We start from the raw sequence: 16,568 nt of genomic DNA, 5'->3' as shown, positions 1-16,568 counted from the left end.
TGGTTAATTGTTGATGTCGAGCAGGAACGTGGTCAGTGCTGCGGCGACCTCGGTCTCGCCTCGGTGGTGCGGTCCGAAGTGGTTCAGTTTCGGGAAGGTGAGTACCCGCGAGGAGGGGAGCACCTCGGCGAGCCGGGCGGTGGAGGGGCCGACGTGCGCCAGGTCGCTCCGGCCGCCGGTCATCAGCAGCACGTCGGCGGAGACCTCGCGGTAGTTGGGGTAGCTGTTGTCGAGCCGGCCGACCTCCGCGTGCTCGTGCAGGGCCGGTTCGAGCAACTCGACGACCTTCGCCCGTTTCTCGCCGCGGAAGGCCAGCCGCAGGATGGCGGCCATCAGCCAGCGGGGATTGCGGCGCGCCGCGCTCGGGCCGGTGGCGATGGAGAACGTGGCGAACGCGTCGATCGGGCGGCCTCGGGCCAAAAACCGGCGGGCCGGTGGGATCCAGTCGGTGGGAATCAGGCCGTCGACGCTGACTCCGGGCTCGTAGACGGCCACTTTGTCGAAGCCCGGGTCCCGGCGGGCCGCTTCGAGCGTCACCAGCCCACCGAAGCTGTGGCCGAAGACGTACCGGGCACCGGTGGCGGCCCGGACCGCGGCGAGGTCGGCGCACTCGGCCTCGATGCCGTATCCGGGTCCGAGCGGGCCGCTGCCCCGACGGCCTCGCCGCTGCACCGTGTGCACGGTGAAGGTGCCGGCGAGCACCTCGGCCAGCCCGGCGAAGTCGGCGGCGTCGCTGAGTGCGCCGGGCACGATCATCAGATCCGGGCCGGTACCCGTGGTGTGGTAGGCGATGGTGGTGCCGTCGGCGGAACGGACGGTCCGCGCGGTGGAGGTGGCCGGCATGGCGAAACTCCTCACGGTGATCCGGGTGGGTGTTGTGGCGCGTGCGCCGGTGTCTCAGCCGCCGCCCAGGGCGGCGTTCAGCCGTCGGGTGTGCGCGAGGTAGGTGTCGAACGGCACGCCGCTGGACTCGACCAGCTCGGTGAGCCGTCCGATCAGCTCGGTGCCCGCCCGCTCGACCAGCTCTCGGCCGGCGTCGGTGAGGGCGATCCGGCGCCGGTTGCCGCCGGCCGGGTCCGGTGTCACGGTGAGCAGCCCGGTGCCGGCGAGGGCGGCGATCATCCGGCTGATCGAGGGCTCGGTCACCGCCAGGCTGTCGGCCAGTGTCCGCTGCGTGCATGCCTCCAGCTCGCCGACCATGACCAGGACCATGAACCGCCGGTAGGACATGCCGTGGTCGGCGCGCAGGATGCGGTCACCGGCACGCTCTAGGCGGGACACCAGCGTGTGTAGCTCCAGCCCGAGGTTGTTCGGATGGTTCATAGGCGATATCTTAGAGTCCTAAGTTAGCAACGCAAGTCTCTATCGACGGAAGGGTCACGAGATGGCACATGCCGCTGGTCTCGTACTGCGCCCCGCACAACCCGACGACGTCGAGGCGATTGCCGTGCTGTGGCACGCGGGCTGGCGGGACGGGCACATCGGACACGTCCCCGCCGAACTGCACCGGCACCGGCGGCTCGCCGACTTCCGTGACCGGGTGCCGCCCCGCCTGCCCACCACCACGGTCGGCGTGCGGGGCGCGCGGCTCGTCGGGTTCGTCACCGTCCGCGAGGACGAGGTGGAGCAGGTGTACGTCGCCGGACCGGCCCGCGGGACCGGGGTGGCCGATGCGCTGCTCGCCGCCGCCGAACGGGCCGTCGCCGAACGATTCGACACCGCCTGGCTCGCGGTCGCGGTCGGCAACACCCGGGCCCGCCGGTTCTACGCCCGCAGCGGCTGGCACGACGTGGCGGCCTTGAACTACCCCGCCGAAGCCGGTGCCACCCCCGTCACCGTCGCCTGCCGGCGTTACGAGAAGAGCGTCCGGTAGACGCGGGCCCTTCGATCAGCCCGGTATGGGTCACGCGTTCAGTCATGGATCCACGCTGCCCTGGGTCTTCAACATCGTCGCCGCGTATCCGGATCTGCCGCGAGCAGAGTTGTCACGTTGCGTCACGAGCCGTCGGGCGCTGAATACCCGCCTCTGCAGGTAGCGGATGACTTACCGGTAGCCTTGCCCAGCCTGAGCGCGAGACGGGTTACTGCCCGTGACGCGGTGACGGCACACGGGAGGACGGCCGGGGGAGGATCCGCAATGACCGACAGGCGGCTCGGCAGGACACTTGACCGGGCCTCACACGCCTGGTGGCGGCTGGTCGGCCGCCGCGTGGACCTCGACGGCGACCATCGATGGCTGGACGCGCCCATGTGCGGTCCTGGACCGGTCGGGGCGTCCTGGCTCACCGCCGAGGCCGAGCGGGTCGGCGGTACTGTGCGTGAGGACGTCGCGAGCGGCGGGCTGTTGTCTTCCATGTCCGTTTTGGACGGCGCAGGGTTTCGCGCCGCCGACCTGGACCCGACGGTCCGTGACTTCTACGAGCACACCGCGTGCTGGCGGGTGGAGGTCTGGGCGCAGTGGTCGACGCTGTTTCAGCCGGGCGGTGAGCTGATAAGTCGACTCTTCGGCCGCCGTGTTCAGCAGCTCGCGCTGCCTACCCGTCCACTCGACGTCGCGCACGGCATGGACTCGCGTGTCGTACACCTCATCGATGCGAACGGCGAGCAGCATGCCGCCGGCTGGCTGCGGACGCTGTGCGCCACCGGCGAGTTCGTCTACAGCGGCTGCTACTCGGCCAGGCTGTTGCCCGGCTCAGACCAGCCCTCGGTGCACGTGACGTTCCCGTTGGAGTCCGGCAACGTGCAGGTCTTCCTACGTCCCAGCGTCCAGGCCGACGGTTCGTTGGTGCTGTCCTCGCCCTCCGGAGTCTTCGGCAGCGACGGCGCCTACGTGGTGGTCCGGGACGGTCGGCGGGACTACGCGGCGCGTGTCCCCATCCACGAGCGCTTCCACGTGTACCGAGATCGCCGTGGCGTGCTGCGCACCGACCACGAGCTGCGGCTCTACCGCGCGCTCGTGCTACGCCTGCACTACCGGCTGGAACCGGTCTGACCCGCGCCGAGGAAACGGACCTCGGCAGCGGGGCCGAAGGGCACTCAACTGCCGCAGACCGTCCATCACAACCTGTGGGCGGCGTGCGGTGGTACTCGACGCGCGATGGTGCCTCCGAGCAGAGCAGATTGAGCGTGCGGTTAGTGATCCCCGTGTCGTATGCTGGCCGACTTCGATTTTTCCGGAGGTTAGGTTGGCGGAGTACTCGCAGGACGTCGTACAGCGTTTCCATGGCACCGCTGAGCAGATCGCTGCGGCTCTGGTAGGAGAGCCGCCCGGCAGTTGGCAGTCCGTCGTCATCGAGGACTACGACCCGGCGTGGGCGGACCGTTACGCTGCGGCTGCCTCCTCGGTGAAGGCGGTCCTGGGCGGTTTGATCATCGATATCGAACACGTAGGGTCCACCGCTGTGCCGGGCCTGGCGGCCAAGCCCATCATCGACATCGACCTTCTCCTTGATGATGCGACGGACGAGTCCCGTTACATCCCCGCCCTGGAAGGGATCGGCTACCGACTCGTTCTCCGAGAGCCGTGGTGGCACGGGCACCGGATGCTGGTCGGCCCGGCCGAAGACGTCAATCTCCACGTATGGCCCCAGGCCGCGCCCGAACCGATAAGGCACAGGCTCTTGCGCGACTGGCTGCGCTCGCATCCGCAGGACCGGGACCTTTACGCCGCGACGAAGCGGCGCCTCGCGCGGGATACCGCTGATCGACCCAGCGACTACAGCCTCGCGAAGAACGAGGTCATCGATCAGATCCTGGCCCGCATCTTCGCGGCGGCCAGCGGACGACCCCGGCCCAACGCCGACTGATGGTGACTCGAAGACGCTCGACGGACCCAGACGGCTATCCGAATCGGTGAGCGATCTTTGTCAGCTTCGTGACGTACGCCGGCCAGTCATATTCGTGGGGGATGTTGGTGTTCTCCCGCTGCCAGCCGATCGATCCATCGTGCTGCTCGCGCATCAGGTCGGCGTGCCCGGCGTGACGGGCGAGGTCGCAGGTCACGTGGATGATGATCCTGTGCAGCGTCACGGCCTGTCCACCTGGCCGCCACCACGACACCTGCCCCGGCGCGTCGAGCGGTAGCTGTTCGATCGTCTGATCCGCGAACACCCCGACACGGCGATACAGGTCGATCAGCCCATCCTTCGTCTCGTCCTCCTGCGCGTACCAGTCTGCCTGCGGGTCCTCCTCGAACGCCTGCATGGGGACCAGTTCCTCAGGCGTCGGGAATTCGCGCCCGAATGTGGGCCCGAAGTAGCCGGCTTCGACGTTGAGGCAATGTTTGATGACGCCCAGCAGGTTGTTGCCGGTCGCGGTGCGGGGCAGTCTGGCCTCGCGTTCGCTGAGCCCGTCGAGCTTCCAGATCAGGTCATCGCGAATCGCCTGGAGGTAGTGGTGCAGCGCAGCCTTCGCATCGCCCAGATCAGCCATGCCCGCCAGTCTTCCTCATGCGTCCGGGCCATCGCACGAGGTGTCGCCTGCGGGATCAGCACTCGGCTGGACGGCTCGGCATCCTTATTTGCCGCTGTCCGGGCGTTCGCAGTACTGGCCAGAGTGCCCGATCATGCCGATGAGTGGAAACTCCATCATGCCAGCAGCGAAGCGCTTGCTCCTCACGCGGCGTGATACCACATAGTCGGTGGCGTGGAGGAGCACCTGACCGTGGGGCGTGTGGCGGAGTTGGCCGGCGTCAGCGTCCGCACACTGCATCACTATGACGAGATCGGCCTCCTGGAGCCGTCCACGCGGACCGCGGCTGGGCACAGGGCTTACTCCGCGGGCGATGTGGAGCGACTCCGGGAGGTGCTCGCCTACCGGCGGCTCGGCTTCGGATTGCGCGAGATCGCGGATTTGGTTGACGATCCGGCCACCGACGCAGTCGCGCACCTGTGTCGGCTGCGCGGACTGCTGATGGACCAGCGCGACCGCGCTGCTGCCATGGTGACGGCCATAGACAGGGAACTGGAGGCACGAGCAAGGGGAATCAGGACGACGCCGGAGGAGCAACTCAAGGTGTTCGGCGCGCAGTTGTACGACGCCATCGGATCCGCTTACCCGGCGACGCGGCGCACCGAGCCGCGGATCGCCGCGCGCATCTGGGATGCGCTGGGGGACGCACGGACGGTACTGAACGTCGGGGCCGGCACCGGCTCCTACGAACCACCCGACCGCGACGTCACGGCGGTGGAGCCGTCGGCGGTCATGCGGGCGCAGCGTCCCCCGGGCGCGGCGCCGTGCGTGGCCGCCGCTGCGGAGAATCTGCCGTTCAAGGACCAATCCTTTGACGCCGCGATGGCGGTCAGCACCGTGCATCACTGGCCGGACCCGGTCGCCGGGCTGCATGAGATGCGGCGTGTGGCCCGCCGGGTGGTGGTGTTCACGTACGACGCCGATGACACCGGCTGGCGTCAGCGGTTCTGGCTCACCCGCGACTACCTGCCTGAATTCGCTGAGCTTCTCGTCGGCTGGCCGTCCCTGGCCGACCTGACCCGCGCGATCGGCGGCCACGCGGAACCGGTGCTCGTCCCGTGGGACTGCGCTGACGGATTCTTCGAGGCACACTGGCGCCGGCCTGAGGCATACCTGGACGAACATGTACGCCGCGCGGTTTCGGTATGGACCAGAGTCGGACCGCAGGCTGAGCAACGGGCAGTCACCACACTCCGCGAAGACCTTTCCTCAGGCCGGTGGGCCGAGCGCAACCGCGACCTCATCGCCCTCGACACGGCAGAACTCGGCCTCCGCCTCCTCGTAGCCTGAACCACTACGCGCGACAACGCCGCCAGCGAGCGGGCCGCCGGGATTAGTACGTTCATGTTGATCACCGCCAGCGGGTCGACGTGATCGAGGAGGAGCAGCGGGGTCGCCTCACGCTGACGTATGACGAGGAATGGCGGGCATCGCCAAGTGAGTCTTCTGTTGAGCTGAACCGGGGTTGAGGTGATTCACTGCCGACCGTGACTCTTGAGGGCCTGCGCGTCGCTATCACCGGTGCTGCCCGCGACACAGGGCGACTGCTAGCGGAAGCCTTCGCCGAACGAGGCGCACGGATTTTCCTCTCGGCTCGCGACCTGGCCGCGGCCGAGCACGTTGCAGCCATGATCAACCGGCGAGGTCCAGGCCGCGCTGATGCATTTCCGTGCGACCTCGCCGTGCCGGACTCGGTGCGCGCATTCGCCGGCTCCGTGGCTGGCCGGACGCCACACCTTGATGTCCTGGTGAACAGCGGTGCCGTCTACATCGAAGGCGCCGACCTGCCAGACGTCTCCGACGACGAGATTGAAAGTGTGATGGCTGCCGGTGCGACCGGCACGATGTTGTTGACCAAACATCTGCTGCCGCTGCTTCGTGCCTCGTCACGGCCGGACATCGTCAACATGATCTCGGCCTGCGGCGAGGTGGGACACCGTCGTTCTGGGGCCCATCCGGCCTTTTACGCCGCCAAGCATGCCCACGCGGGACTCGCCGAGATCCTCTCGCACCGGCTTCGGCCGGAGGGCATCCGAGTGATCTCGCTCTTCCCACCGGACTTCGTACAGAACGGGCCGCGACGCGCTGACAGCGACCTCACCGCCCGCTCAATCATCGACTGCGTACTGTTCGCCGTCGCCCAACCGCGAGACTGCTTCATCCGCGAGTTCCGCTTCGAGCAGGTCCAACGCCCACACCATTGAGCAATCTCTGGCCCGAATCCTCCTCCAGAGCCCGGACGTCTTCACCATCGGACATGTCCGCGCATGCCGCGACCCGCGCGCCGGTCATGCCGGAACCCTGTCGGGCGCCAAGTCGGTCCGCGCTCGCCCCGTGTCCGGGTCGAGGAGGAACGACACGTGCTGGTGGAGGTACTCCAGTGGTTGCCCGTGCCGTGATGAGCCAGACCGGCGGCGTGAGCTGCGCCCACGAGTCGGGCGATCAGGCGGCGCCGATGCTTGCGAGGATCACCCGCCCGAGCTCCTTGGGCCGGGTGAACTGCGGCCAATGACCCGTAGGCAGGTCGACGTAGTCGACGTCGCGGAGCTTCGCGAGCTCTTGCAGGTTCGGCTCTCCCTGCTCCATCCATTGTTTGAGCATCGTGCTGGAGAACTCGCATGCGATGACGGTGGCGGGCACGTCGTATCGGCGCTCGTCGGAGAGTTGCTGTAGGCCCCTGGCCACGCCCACGGGTGACGGGATCGCGCGCTTACGGACCGCCGCGCGCCGCTCGCCGTCGAGGTCGACGAGGTCTTCCTCGTCGAAGACCGACCAGTCCGGCAGCGGTACCTCGCCGTTCTCGGCCGCGAGCTGGCCGTTGATGGCCCTGCCGTCGCCGAGGGGCCAACTGTCGACGTAGATGACGCGGGCGACCCGGTCGGGCCGCGCGTCGATTGCGGCGTGGGCGATAGCGCCGCCGCCGGAGTGCCCGACCAGCACGACCTTGCCGCCGGCCGGGTCGAAGGAGTCAATCACCTCGACGACCGCGTCGACGTGGTGACGCAGGGCGATCTCGGATCGGTCGGCGTCTTTCGATTCCATGCCGGGCAGCGTGAGCGCGTGGGTGCGATGCCCCGCCTGATCGAGCGCGGGAACGACCTCATCCCACGACGAACCGTCGAGCCAGAGACCGGGGATCAGAACGATAATCACGGCCCGACGTTAGGCCAGGCCACCGACATCAGGCGAGGTCCCGACACAACCGGCTGACCCGTCCTACCCCGCCGCACCGCGTCCGACGTGCCGTTCTGAGGTCCGTGCTTCGTAGGCAAGATCGGCCGCTGTCTCGAACGCCGTCGTCCAGGGGAAGGCGAGCTGCCGGTCGTTTCCGCTGCCCGGTGGGTGCGGTTCCCATTGGTCTTCGGGGCCGAGTAGGACGCGTACTCCCTCGTCGCGGAGGCTGGCCACGGCGCGGCGGAAGGGTAGACGGACGGCGAGGGCGGCGTTGACGAAGGGGACGATGACGGTCGGCACCTGCCGTCCGATCAGCTCGGCGACCGAGGTCGTGGCGTAGTTGTCGGCCAGGCCGAGGGCGATCTTGTTGATCGAGTTGTACGTGGCTGGCGCGATGACCAGGGCGTCGGCGGCGGGAAGCGAGCGGCGGGTGCCGGGGGATGACCGGTAGGTGGATCTCACCGGAGTGCCGGTCAGCTCCTCGATCGCCGGCACGTCGATGAAGTCCGTGGCGCTGGGCGTGGCAGTGACTGCCGCCGTCCAGGACTGCTCGTGCGCGGCGCTGACCAACCGGGCTACGTCGGCGGCGGGGCCGGCGCCACAGACGACGATCTGCAGGTGGCCACCGGTCATAGCTGGATTCCGGCGCCTTGAGCGAAGTCCACAACGGCGGTGCGGACAGAGCCCTTCGCGACGAGAGCGAGGTCGCCAGCGATGCGCTGGACTGCTGGACGGCACCGCACCTCCTGAGGTGCCACCTCGTAGGCGGTGCGTAGCGCGGTCAGGCCGTGCTCGTAACGCCCCCACTGGGCGTAGGCGCGGGCGACATCAACGTACAGCGAGGCTTTGCGCTCGGCGATTGTCAGCTTGTCCAGCGGTACCGTGCGGGCGATCGCGATGGCCGTTCCGGCGTCGCCGAGGGCCAGGGCGATGTTGACCCGGTGGAGCAGGACGTTGGTGGCGCCGAAGCCGGTCCACCGGTCGTTGCCGTCGTAGCCGAGTCGGACGGCGGCGCGGGTCGCCTCGTCGAGCATCGCTTGTGCGGTGTCCCGGTCGTCTCGACGGGCGGCGGCGATGGCCCCTCGCAGGACGAGGGCGCCGTACACGGCCACTGCGTCAGCCGACGTGAGGCGGGTGTCCCGGCCGAGTACGCCGGCCGCGTTGCCGGCGAGGGTCACCGCCTGGTCGTCGTGGCCATTGCTCATCAGGGCGTGGGTCATGATCCGAGCGCTTGCAGCGATCGCCACCGGGTCCTGACTCGCCACGGCGGCCCGCGTGCTCCGCTCGGCCGCGACGAGGGCCATCCCTCGGTCACCGATCTTGAGCAGGACGCTGCCGACGACGTGGTACAGGTCGGTGGCCAGGACCTCGACCTGCGCTCGCTGCTCGCTCTCCGCGCAGGCCCTGGCCTCTTCGAGGGCCGGCAGCAGCGTCACCAGCCGGTCGAGAACGCACTCGTACCGGCAGGCCTGGTAGTCAATCTTCGCAGCGGCTACGGCGCGGGAGAGCTGCTGGACGGACAGCGCCACCGCGTTCGAATGGTGTGGCGACACGAGTGCGTCGAGCAGTGGCGCGACGTTGGGCGCAGCGGCGACGCCGATTGCCGCCCCACGTAGAAGATCTCTCCGTCGCACGTCACCGTCCGAGCCCGAGTCGCCGTGTCCGTCAACGGCAGTATCCGCATCCGGGGCGGCATCCCGCAGCGCGGCGTGCACCGTTGTACCGCCGGCGTCCGTCACCCGCAGATCCTCGAAGCGTTCCCGTACGTCGGGTGTGGCTCGTGCCAGCACGGTGTCCAGCGCCGCCTGCATGTCGGCGCGCGGCAGGATGTTCTCGCCCTGGCTGCTCCATTTGGCCACTGTCCGCCGGGCCGCCCCCAGGTGCTCGGCGAAGGCGGTCACGCTCATCCGCAACGCCCTTCGCAGCGCGTTCGCGTCCCGGCCGGTCCAGGTCGTCACGGCAGCCATCGCACGTCCCTCCGAAACGGACAGTCGCCGGCCCGGTCATGGTACCGGCACGTGGGGTGACAGCGGGTGCACCGCCGGTGCACCGGCAGGACATTCCGTCGGTCTGCCACCCAAGCCAGCCTGGATGTGCCGGCGCGCCGCTCCCCAGAGGCTCGCCGGCGGGCCAGCGGCAATCTCACGCCAGGGAGTTGCAGATGGACGTGCCGATCGGCGACAGGTCGGACCGCGACCCGACGCGCCGGCAAGTGCTCTCGCCCGGCACTCCGTCGAACGTACGGGTGACCCCCCGTCCGCGTACCGCCAGCAGGGCTGCGTGGGCGGGTGACCGGCGGTCCGCTCCCAGCCGGCCGACGGCGGTGGGCTTGCCGGCATGCCGGCAAGCCCACCGCGCACAGACGACAGCTCCGACCGGAGGCCGGTCATGACCGTGTACGTCTCGCGTAACGCCACAACCGGAGAGCTACCGCGAGATCCCGGGGCGGGGGTTCCGCCAGCGGTACGGCGGGGCCAGGACGATCCGCCGCTGCTGACGCACGTCTGGCGGATCGTGTACGAGCGGCAGGCGCGAGAGCGCGACCGCCGATGAACGGGGACGGCGTCCGCCCCGCCGAGACCGACCGGTCCGTCCCGATGCTGCCGGACCATCTGCCGCTGCGTCCGCTCTGGCTATGCCGGGTCTGCGGGCAGCCCTGGCCCTGCGGACGAGCGAAGCTCGCCCTCCTGGCCAGCTACCACGACAGCCAGATCAACCTCCTCCTCTACCTGTCCGGCCTCCTTCACGAGGCCATCGACGACCTGCACCGACTCAACCCGAGCACCACCGGCAACATCAGGGACCTGTTCGACCGGTTCCTCGGCTGGCCCACCCGGCACCGCAACCGTCACCCACCCACGGGAAATCCGCAGACACCTGAGGATCTCTGAGCGTGGCGACATCGGGGTCATCGCAGACACCCGCCGGCATCCTCACGGCGAGACATAAACAATGTGCGCGCACGCGCGCAGAGAAGAACGTTGTGCACGTACGTGCACATGAGCCCCGGTGTGCACGTACGTGCACACTGGGGCGGTGAGTGAGGATCGGGAGTACCCGCGATCTGGCTCTCTACGTGCGGGAACGTCGTCGTGACCTGGGAAAGAGCCAGAGCGAGGTGGCCACTGCGGCGGGCGTCAGTCGACGCTGGCTGTCAGACCTCGAGTCCGGCAAGGCGACGGCCGAAATCGGCTTGATCCTCAAGACGCTGCACGCGCTGGACATCGTGTTGGATGCGAAGCCGATCGGTGCCTCCGAGGCAACCGGATTGAACCTCGATGACCTGCTGAGGAACTTCGATGACAGCCATGAGTGAGCGCCACGGTAAGCGCCCGATCATGTGGATCGATCGCCAGCGGGTCGGCGTGGTCGAGGAGATCAGCGGGGTCGCCTCGCGCTGACGTATGACGATGAATGGCGGGCGTCGCCAGGTTGGCGCATCAACCGGTCGATGGATCGCCCGGGTCAACCGCCGCCAGCTCCGATCATCTCCGGCCGGTCGATGTCCCGTGCGGCTGCCGCCGCCACGCTGGGGGTACGAACGACGGCGGGAGGCGGCGCGATGCCGGTCATCGAGGTGACCAAGCTGCACAAGCGGTACGGCGATCTGGTGGCGGTGGACGACGTGTCGTTCGCGGTGGAGGCCGGGGAGATCTTCGGGGTGGTCGGCCCGAACGGCGCCGGTAAGACCACCACGGTGGAGTGCGTCGTCGGGCTGCGCGTGCCCGACGGGGGCGGGGTGTCGGTCCTCGGGCTCGACCCCCGCCGGGACGCGGCCCGGCTCCGGCAGCGGGTCGGGGTGCAGCTCCAGGAGAGCCAGCTGCCGGACCGGCTCCGGGTCGCCGAGGCGCTGCAGCTGTACGCCTCGTTCTACCGCGACCCCGCCGATCCCGCCGGGTTGATCGACAAGCTGGGCCTCGGCGACAAGCGGAACACCGCGTACAAAAACCTCTCCGGCGGTCAGAAGCAGCGACTCTCCATCGCGATGGCGCTGGTCGGCAACCCGAAGATCGCGATCCTCGACGAGCTGACCACCGGGCTGGACCCGCAGGCCCGACGGGACACGTGGGGCCTCATCGAGCAGGTCCGGGCCAGCGGGGTGACGATCGTGCTGGTCACCCATTTCATGGAGGAGGCCGAGCGGCTCTGCGACCGGGTCGCGGTGATCGACCGGGGACGGGTCGTCGCTCTGGACAGCCCGGCTGGCCTGGTGTCGACGGTCGTTCCGGAGCAACGGGTCCGGTTCCGGCCGTCCGCCCCGGTCGACGACCGGCTCCTCACCGACCTACCCGAGGTGACCGCCGTGCATCGCACCGCCAGCCAGGTGGTGGTGACCGGCACTGGTGATGTGCTGCACGCGGTCACCTCGGTGCTCGCCCGCAACCAGATCATCGCCGCCGACCTGCGGCTGGAGCAGTCCACCCTCGACGACGCCTTCGTCGAGCTGACCGGGCACCGCCCCGCCGACTGAGGGAGCCAGCATGCACGCCTTCCGCCAGATCCTGAGGATCGAGGCGCGGCTCTACCTGCGGGACCTGCCGACGCTGCTCTCCACCGTCGGGCTGCCCACCCTGATCCTGGTGGTGCTCGGGCTGATCCCCGCGCTCCGGAAGCCGGATCCGAATTTCGACGGACAGACCTTCCTCAGCTACTTCGCTCCGTCGCTGCTGGTGGTCACCCTCGCAATGGTCGGGGTGAACATCCTGCCCGCCGTGCTGGCCACCTACCGGGAACGCGGCGTGCTTCGCCGGCTGGCGACCACCCCGGCGAACCCGGCGGCCCTGCTCGCCGCCCAGCTGCTGCTGGCCCTGTCCGGGATCGTGACCAGCGCGGTGCTGCTCATCCTGGTCGCCCGGCTGGCGTTCGGGGTGCCGCTACCCCGGGACCCCGTCGGCTTCACCGTCGCCTTCGTCCTCGGCACGGCGGCACTGCTGGCGCTGGGCCTGCTCATCGCCGCGGTCGCCCGGACGGCGAAAGCGGCCCAGGCGTCAGCGCTACCGCTCTTTCTGGTCGTCATGTTCTTCGGCGGGGTCTACCTGCCCCGGTTCCTGCTCCCCGAATTCCTGGCCCGGATCGGTGACTACACGCCGCCGGGCGTGCAGGCGCTGCTGGACGCCTGGACCGGCACCCCGCCGCAGCCGCTGCACCTGGCGATAATGGCGGGGGTGACGCTCGCCGCCGGGGCGACCGCCGCGAAGCTCTTCCGCTGGGAGTGAGCAGCCACCGATGACCAGCACCGCCGAGCAGGTCGACCGGCTGGCCGTGTGGGAGTCGCGCCAGGCGACTCTCTACCGGGTCATGCCGTACGTCGGGCTGCTCGTCGGGACGCTGCTGGCCGCGTCCACGCCGGCCCCGCGCGGTCTGCCCCTGCCGGCCACCCTGGCCGCCGCCGTGCTGGCCGGCTGCTGGGTCGCCTGGTTCATTACCGTGCACCCGCGCTGGCTCGCCCGACGGGCACTGATGGCGGTGTACTACATCGGGCTGCTCACGTGTGCCGCCGTGCTGGTCGTCGGCAGCCCCTGGTACGGCTTCTTCGCCTGGATCGGGTTCCTGCACGCCTTCCTCGTGCTGCCCGGCCGGTGGCGGTTCGCCGGGGTGGCCGCCACCGGCGTCCTGGTCGCCACCGCGCAGAGCGGGGGAGTGCCCTCCTCGCCGGCACACTGGCTGTTCTGGTCGGTGCTGGTGCTCTTCAACGCGGGGGCGGCGGGTGTGGTGAGCTGGTTCAGCGCCATCACCGAACGGCAGAACGCCAACCGCAAACTGCTGGTGACAGAGCTGGCCGAGGCCAACCGCAAGCTGGCCGACACGGCCCGGGAGAACGCCGGGCTACACGCCCAGTTGCTCACCCAGGCGCGGGAGGCGGGTGTGCTGGACGAGCGGCAGCGGATGGCCCGGGAGATCCACGACACCCTGGCGCAGGGGCTGACCGGCATCATCACCCAGCTGGAGGCGGCCGAGCAGACCCGCGACCGCTCGGCCGATTGGCGTCGGCACGTAAACAACGCGCTGGCGCTGGCCCGGGAGAGCCTCACCGAGGCCCGCCGCTCGGTCCGGGCGGTCCGTCCGGAGTCGCTGGAGACGGCCCGGCTGCCCGACGCGCTGTCCGAGCTGGGCGCGCGCTGGTCGGCCCTGCACGGGGTACGGGCCGACGTGCACACGACCGGCGCGCCCCGTCCGCTGCATCCGGAGATCGAGGTGACCCTGCTGCGGGCCGCCCAGGAGGCGCTGGCCAACGTGGCCCGGCACGCCGGGGCGTCCCGGGTCGGGCTGACGCTGTCGTACATGGCGGACGTGGTCACCCTCGACGTGCGGGACGACGGGGTGGGCTTCGACGTCGCCGACCAGCCGGCGCCGCGGCAGCCGGACGGCGGGTACGGGCTGACCGCGATGCGGCAGCGGGTGACCCGGGTCGGCGGCGAGCTGACCGTCGAGTCCGAGCCGGGCGGCGGCACCGCCGTCTCGGCGTCCGTCCCGGCGCTCCCCGGAGGTGTCCGTTGACCGCCCCGATCCGGCTGCTGATCGTCGACGACCACCCGGTGGTCCGGGACGGGCTGCGCGGCATGTTCACCGGCGATCCCGGCTTCGAGGTGGTCGGCGAGGCGACGGACGGGGCCGAGGCGCTGGCCCTGGCCGCGACGCTGCAGCCGGACGTGGTCTTGATGGACCTGCGGATGCCCGGGATGGACGGGGTGACCGCGATCGGCCGGCTGGCCCGCGCCGGCAGCGCCGCCCGGGTGCTGGTGCTCACCACGTACGACACAGACGCGGACGTGCTGCCGGCGATCGAGGCCGGCGCCACCGGCTACCTGCTCAAGGACGCGCCCCGCGAGGACCTGGTGCGGGCCGTGCTGGCCGCCGCCCGCGGCGAGTCGGTGCTCGCACCCAGCGTGGCCGGACGGCTGATGGGGCGGCTGCGTACGCCGGCGGAGGAGCCGCTCAGCCAGCGCGAACTTGAAGTGCTCACCCTGGTGGCCCGCGGCTCGTCCAACCGGGAGGCCGCGGCCCGGCTCTTCATCAGCGAGGCCACGGTCAAGACCCACCTGCTGCACGTTTACGCCAAGCTCGGCGTCAACGACCGGGCCGCCGCGGTGGCCGCCGCGTACGACCGGGGCCTGCTCACCCCCGGCGGGCGGTGACCGGGACAGGGCAGAATGGACGGTGGGGCCCCAGTTGAGCTCGTTCGCCTTTCTGGACAGGGCGTCGGCAGAGGCCGGGCATGCGGCGGTCAGGCCTCGCCGAGCCGGGTACACGCCCGGCGACCTCTGGTCGGCCACGTTCAGGGCGAGGTGAGAGTCTTCCTCAATGATCCATCGCCATCCGGAAGGCACTCCCGCGCGTCGCCGGACGCCGGAGGTACGCATCGTGCATCTGAACGGCCCGACGTTCGAGGCCCTCGCCCGGGGTGACCTGGCAGTGGCGAACACGGCCAGCCCTGTTCCCCTGTCGGCCTACTTTGCCGGCCCTGAGTGGCGAGGTGTGTGGCAGATGCGCAGCAGACAGGTCGAGGAAAACCCGGCCAGCGCGGCGTGGGTCACTGGCGTCATCTGGGACGAACAGCGGCATCTGGCGGTGGGTCGGGCCGGCTACCACGGGCCTCCGGACGCGGCGGGGATGGTAGAGGTCGGTTACGCGGTTGACCCGGCGCACCGGCGACGTGGCTACGCCCGCGCGGCGCTGGAAGCCCTGCTGCAGCGTGCCGCCGATGAGCCGCAGGTACGTACGGTTCGGGTCACCATCAGTCCCGACAACCTGGCCTCCTACGAGCTGGCGTCCCAGTACGGCTTCATCGAGGTCGGGCAGCAGTGGGACGACGAAGACGGCTTGGAAATCGTTTATGAACTTCCCGCAGGTCGGCTATAGGCATCCTTGATCTTCCGCTCATGCCGCCGACCGTGCTTCTGCTGTAGTTCAGGCATCACCGCGTCGCGCAGTGCGGCGGCACCGCTCGGCGGCCCCGGGCTCCCGACATTGGATCGCCGCATCAAGTCGCCGACGGTGGGTATGCGCCCGCCGATGGACAGCGACCGGGATCAGCGGGACGCCGAGGACGTCGAAGCCGCCGGCCTGCGCTCGGACACCGGCCGGGCGATCGGGTTCAGCGACGCCGTCTTCGCCATCATCATCACGCTGCTCGTGCTCGACCTGCGCATCCCGGAGATACCGCCGGGTGGGCTGCTGCACGCGCTGCTCACCCGCTGGCCGGTCTACCTGGCCTACGTCACGTCGTACCTCTACGTCGCGGTGAACTGGCTGAACCACAAGAGCACCTTCTACCGCATCCGCTGCGCCGACCGCGGGCTGCACTGGGCGAACCTGGGCGTGTTGTTCAGCGTGGCCCTGCTGCCGTTCGTCACCGCGGTGGTCTCCCAAGCGGTGGAGGTGGGCGACCGGTTCGACGAGGGCGTCGCGGTGGCGTTGTACGGGCTGGTCGGGGTAATCCTCTCGGCGGCCTGGCTCTGCCTCTACCACTACCTCAGCCGGCACGGCGAGCTGCTGCAACGGCACGTCACGCCCCGGTTCTTCGCCGTCGAGCGGCTCCGGGCACTGCTCGGGATCATGGCGTACGCCGTGGCCGGCGTGACCGGCTCGCTGGTCAGCGTGCCGGCGGCGCTGGCCGTCCTGCTCCTGCTCCCGCTCTTCTACGGCCTGTCCAGCAACGGCTTCTACGACCTGCGGCGCAGGCTCCGTAACCGATGATTCCGGCCACGTTAACCCGACCGGGGTGGCTATAGACCGCAGCGCCGACCCCGAGAGGGGAGCAGCATGACAACGGTCGGAGAGCTCATGACGGCGACGACAGCTCACCGCCACGGCGCAGGAGCATCGTGATCAGCGGCGAGGGCCTTTTCGCCCCGGCCGCTTGCGGACATGCGATGAGCGAGCGGTGGATCAGCCTCGACGCGACTCTCGGAACCTGAGCAGCA

20 protein-coding genes are annotated in these 16,568 nt (G+C 69.7%); 14 read left to right on the top strand and 6 right to left on the bottom strand.

The window, feature by feature from the left end; genetic code table 11:
- Positions 1-3: 3 nt before the first annotated feature.
- Positions 4-843 (bottom strand): alpha/beta fold hydrolase, encoded by an 840-nt coding sequence (locus BLW47_RS08175; RefSeq protein ID WP_091553764.1) that lies wholly within the window; start codon positions 841-843, stop codon positions 4-6.
- Between the two features lie 54 nt (positions 844-897).
- Positions 898-1,323: a MarR family winged helix-turn-helix transcriptional regulator gene (locus BLW47_RS08170; protein WP_091553760.1), complete on the bottom strand. Its 426-nt coding sequence runs from the start codon at positions 1,321-1,323 to the stop codon at positions 898-900.
- A 61-nt stretch (positions 1,324-1,384) separates the two neighbouring features.
- Between BLW47_RS08170 and BLW47_RS08165 the strand changes: the two genes are divergently transcribed.
- From BLW47_RS08165 to BLW47_RS08155, 3 genes are all read left to right on the top strand, one after another.
- On the top strand, positions 1,385-1,873 hold the full coding sequence (locus BLW47_RS08165; protein WP_091553757.1) for a GNAT family N-acetyltransferase: 489 nt from the start codon (positions 1,385-1,387) through the stop codon (positions 1,871-1,873).
- Positions 1,874-2,137: 264 nt separating this feature from the next.
- On the top strand, positions 2,138-2,992 hold the full coding sequence (locus BLW47_RS08160; RefSeq protein ID WP_091553753.1) for a hypothetical protein: 855 nt from the start codon (positions 2,138-2,140) through the stop codon (positions 2,990-2,992).
- A gap of 193 nt (positions 2,993-3,185) precedes the next feature.
- Positions 3,186-3,806, top strand: a complete 621-nt coding sequence (locus BLW47_RS08155; RefSeq protein ID WP_217634803.1) for a GrpB family protein — start codon at positions 3,186-3,188, stop codon at positions 3,804-3,806.
- A 34-nt stretch (positions 3,807-3,840) separates the two neighbouring features.
- Here the strand turns inward: BLW47_RS08155 and BLW47_RS08150 are convergent, their stop codons facing one another.
- The gene (locus BLW47_RS08150) at positions 3,841-4,431 is read right to left on the bottom strand and encodes a DinB family protein (protein WP_091553751.1); all 591 of its coding nucleotides are present in this window, start codon (positions 4,429-4,431) and stop codon (positions 3,841-3,843) included.
- Positions 4,432-4,644: 213 nt separating this feature from the next.
- On the opposite strand from BLW47_RS08150, the gene BLW47_RS08145 reads away from it, so the two are divergent.
- Entirely contained in the window at positions 4,645-5,760 is a 1,116-nt protein-coding gene (locus BLW47_RS08145; protein ID WP_091553747.1) for a MerR family transcriptional regulator, read from the top strand.
- A gap of 197 nt (positions 5,761-5,957) precedes the next feature.
- The gene (locus BLW47_RS08140) at positions 5,958-6,674 is read left to right on the top strand and encodes an SDR family NAD(P)-dependent oxidoreductase (protein WP_091553744.1); all 717 of its coding nucleotides are present in this window, start codon (positions 5,958-5,960) and stop codon (positions 6,672-6,674) included.
- A 238-nt stretch (positions 6,675-6,912) separates the two neighbouring features.
- On the opposite strand, the gene BLW47_RS08135 is transcribed toward BLW47_RS08140, so the two are convergent.
- The 3 genes from BLW47_RS08135 to BLW47_RS08125 all read right to left on the bottom strand — a co-directional run bounded on the left by BLW47_RS08135 (position 6,913) and on the right by BLW47_RS08125 (position 9,611).
- On the bottom strand, positions 6,913-7,623 hold the full coding sequence (locus BLW47_RS08135) for an alpha/beta fold hydrolase (RefSeq protein ID WP_091553740.1): 711 nt from the start codon (positions 7,621-7,623) through the stop codon (positions 6,913-6,915).
- A gap of 63 nt (positions 7,624-7,686) precedes the next feature.
- Positions 7,687-8,277 carry a flavoprotein gene (locus BLW47_RS08130; protein ID WP_091553737.1) on the bottom strand — a complete coding sequence of 197 codons (591 nt, stop codon included), beginning with the start codon at positions 8,275-8,277 and terminating at the stop codon, positions 7,687-7,689.
- Positions 8,274-9,611 carry a hypothetical protein gene (locus BLW47_RS08125; RefSeq protein WP_091553733.1) on the bottom strand — a complete coding sequence of 446 codons (1,338 nt, stop codon included), beginning with the start codon at positions 9,609-9,611 and terminating at the stop codon, positions 8,274-8,276. Before BLW47_RS08125 ends, BLW47_RS08130 begins: the two co-directional genes overlap by 4 nt.
- A gap of 370 nt (positions 9,612-9,981) precedes the next feature.
- On the opposite strand from BLW47_RS08125, the gene amcA reads away from it, so the two are divergent.
- From amcA to BLW47_RS08085, 9 genes are all read left to right on the top strand, one after another.
- Positions 9,982-10,197, top strand: a complete 216-nt coding sequence (amcA, locus tag BLW47_RS25915) for a multiple cyclophane-containing RiPP AmcA (RefSeq protein WP_342709010.1) — start codon at positions 9,982-9,984, stop codon at positions 10,195-10,197.
- Positions 10,194-10,535, top strand: coding sequence for a hypothetical protein (locus BLW47_RS08120; RefSeq protein WP_091553729.1), 342 nt, complete (start codon positions 10,194-10,196; stop codon positions 10,533-10,535). The genes amcA and BLW47_RS08120 overlap by 4 nt, the downstream gene beginning before the upstream one ends.
- A gap of 149 nt (positions 10,536-10,684) precedes the next feature.
- Complete coding sequence (locus tag BLW47_RS08115) at positions 10,685-10,960, top strand: helix-turn-helix domain-containing protein (RefSeq protein ID WP_091553726.1); 276 nt, start codon at positions 10,685-10,687, stop codon at positions 10,958-10,960.
- A gap of 246 nt (positions 10,961-11,206) precedes the next feature.
- Positions 11,207-12,115: an ABC transporter ATP-binding protein gene (locus BLW47_RS08110; protein ID WP_091553722.1), complete on the top strand. Its 909-nt coding sequence runs from the start codon at positions 11,207-11,209 to the stop codon at positions 12,113-12,115.
- A 10-nt stretch (positions 12,116-12,125) separates the two neighbouring features.
- Positions 12,126-12,860 carry an ABC transporter permease gene (locus BLW47_RS08105; protein ID WP_091553719.1) on the top strand — a complete coding sequence of 245 codons (735 nt, stop codon included), beginning with the start codon at positions 12,126-12,128 and terminating at the stop codon, positions 12,858-12,860.
- 10 nt (positions 12,861-12,870) lie between these two features.
- Complete coding sequence (locus BLW47_RS08100) at positions 12,871-14,142, top strand: sensor histidine kinase (protein ID WP_091553715.1); 1,272 nt, start codon at positions 12,871-12,873, stop codon at positions 14,140-14,142.
- Positions 14,139-14,780, top strand: coding sequence for a response regulator (locus tag BLW47_RS08095; protein ID WP_091553711.1), 642 nt, complete (start codon positions 14,139-14,141; stop codon positions 14,778-14,780). Before BLW47_RS08100 ends, BLW47_RS08095 begins: the two co-directional genes overlap by 4 nt.
- 166 nt (positions 14,781-14,946) lie before the next feature.
- The gene (locus BLW47_RS08090; RefSeq protein ID WP_091553708.1) at positions 14,947-15,504 is read left to right on the top strand and encodes a GNAT family N-acetyltransferase; all 558 of its coding nucleotides are present in this window, start codon (positions 14,947-14,949) and stop codon (positions 15,502-15,504) included.
- A 153-nt stretch (positions 15,505-15,657) separates the two neighbouring features.
- Positions 15,658-16,341, top strand: coding sequence for a TMEM175 family protein (locus BLW47_RS08085; protein ID WP_091553704.1), 684 nt, complete (start codon positions 15,658-15,660; stop codon positions 16,339-16,341).
- Positions 16,342-16,568 lie beyond the last annotated feature (227 nt).

This window comes from Micromonospora pattaloongensis (assembly GCF_900107255.1).
Taxonomy (GTDB): Bacteria; Actinomycetota; Actinomycetes; order Mycobacteriales; family Micromonosporaceae; genus Micromonospora_I; species Micromonospora_I pattaloongensis.
Note: the sequence above shows the minus strand (reverse complement) of the source record. Positions and strands in the feature narration are given on the sequence as shown.

Excerpts from the sequence above, each read along its gene's own strand:
- BLW47_RS08110 (WP_091553722.1), top strand. The coding sequence starts at position 11,207 with ATGCCGGTCATCGAGGTGACCAAGCTGCACAAGCGGTACGGCGATCTG.
- BLW47_RS08160 (WP_091553753.1), top strand. The coding sequence starts at position 2,138 with ATGACCGACAGGCGGCTCGGCAGGACACTTGACCGGGCCTCACACGCC.
- BLW47_RS08105 (WP_091553719.1), top strand. The coding sequence starts at position 12,126 with ATGCACGCCTTCCGCCAGATCCTGAGGATCGAGGCGCGGCTCTACCTG.
- BLW47_RS08130 (WP_091553737.1), bottom strand. The coding sequence starts at position 8,277 with ATGACCGGTGGCCACCTGCAGATCGTCGTCTGTGGCGCCGGCCCCGCC.
- BLW47_RS08165 (WP_091553757.1), top strand. The coding sequence starts at position 1,385 with ATGGCACATGCCGCTGGTCTCGTACTGCGCCCCGCACAACCCGACGAC.
- BLW47_RS08150 (WP_091553751.1), bottom strand. The coding sequence starts at position 4,431 with ATGGCTGATCTGGGCGATGCGAAGGCTGCGCTGCACCACTACCTCCAG.
- BLW47_RS08090 (WP_091553708.1), top strand. The coding sequence starts at position 14,947 with ATGATCCATCGCCATCCGGAAGGCACTCCCGCGCGTCGCCGGACGCCG.
- BLW47_RS08170 (WP_091553760.1), bottom strand. The coding sequence starts at position 1,323 with ATGAACCATCCGAACAACCTCGGGCTGGAGCTACACACGCTGGTGTCC.
- BLW47_RS08120 (WP_091553729.1), top strand. The coding sequence starts at position 10,194 with ATGAACGGGGACGGCGTCCGCCCCGCCGAGACCGACCGGTCCGTCCCG.
- BLW47_RS08100 (WP_091553715.1), top strand. The coding sequence starts at position 12,871 with ATGACCAGCACCGCCGAGCAGGTCGACCGGCTGGCCGTGTGGGAGTCG.
- BLW47_RS08125 (WP_091553733.1), bottom strand. The coding sequence starts at position 9,611 with ATGGCTGCCGTGACGACCTGGACCGGCCGGGACGCGAACGCGCTGCGA.
- amcA (WP_342709010.1), top strand. The coding sequence starts at position 9,982 with ATGCCGGCAAGCCCACCGCGCACAGACGACAGCTCCGACCGGAGGCCG.
- BLW47_RS08175 (WP_091553764.1), bottom strand. The coding sequence starts at position 843 with ATGCCGGCCACCTCCACCGCGCGGACCGTCCGTTCCGCCGACGGCACC.
- BLW47_RS08085 (WP_091553704.1), top strand. The coding sequence starts at position 15,658 with ATGGACAGCGACCGGGATCAGCGGGACGCCGAGGACGTCGAAGCCGCC.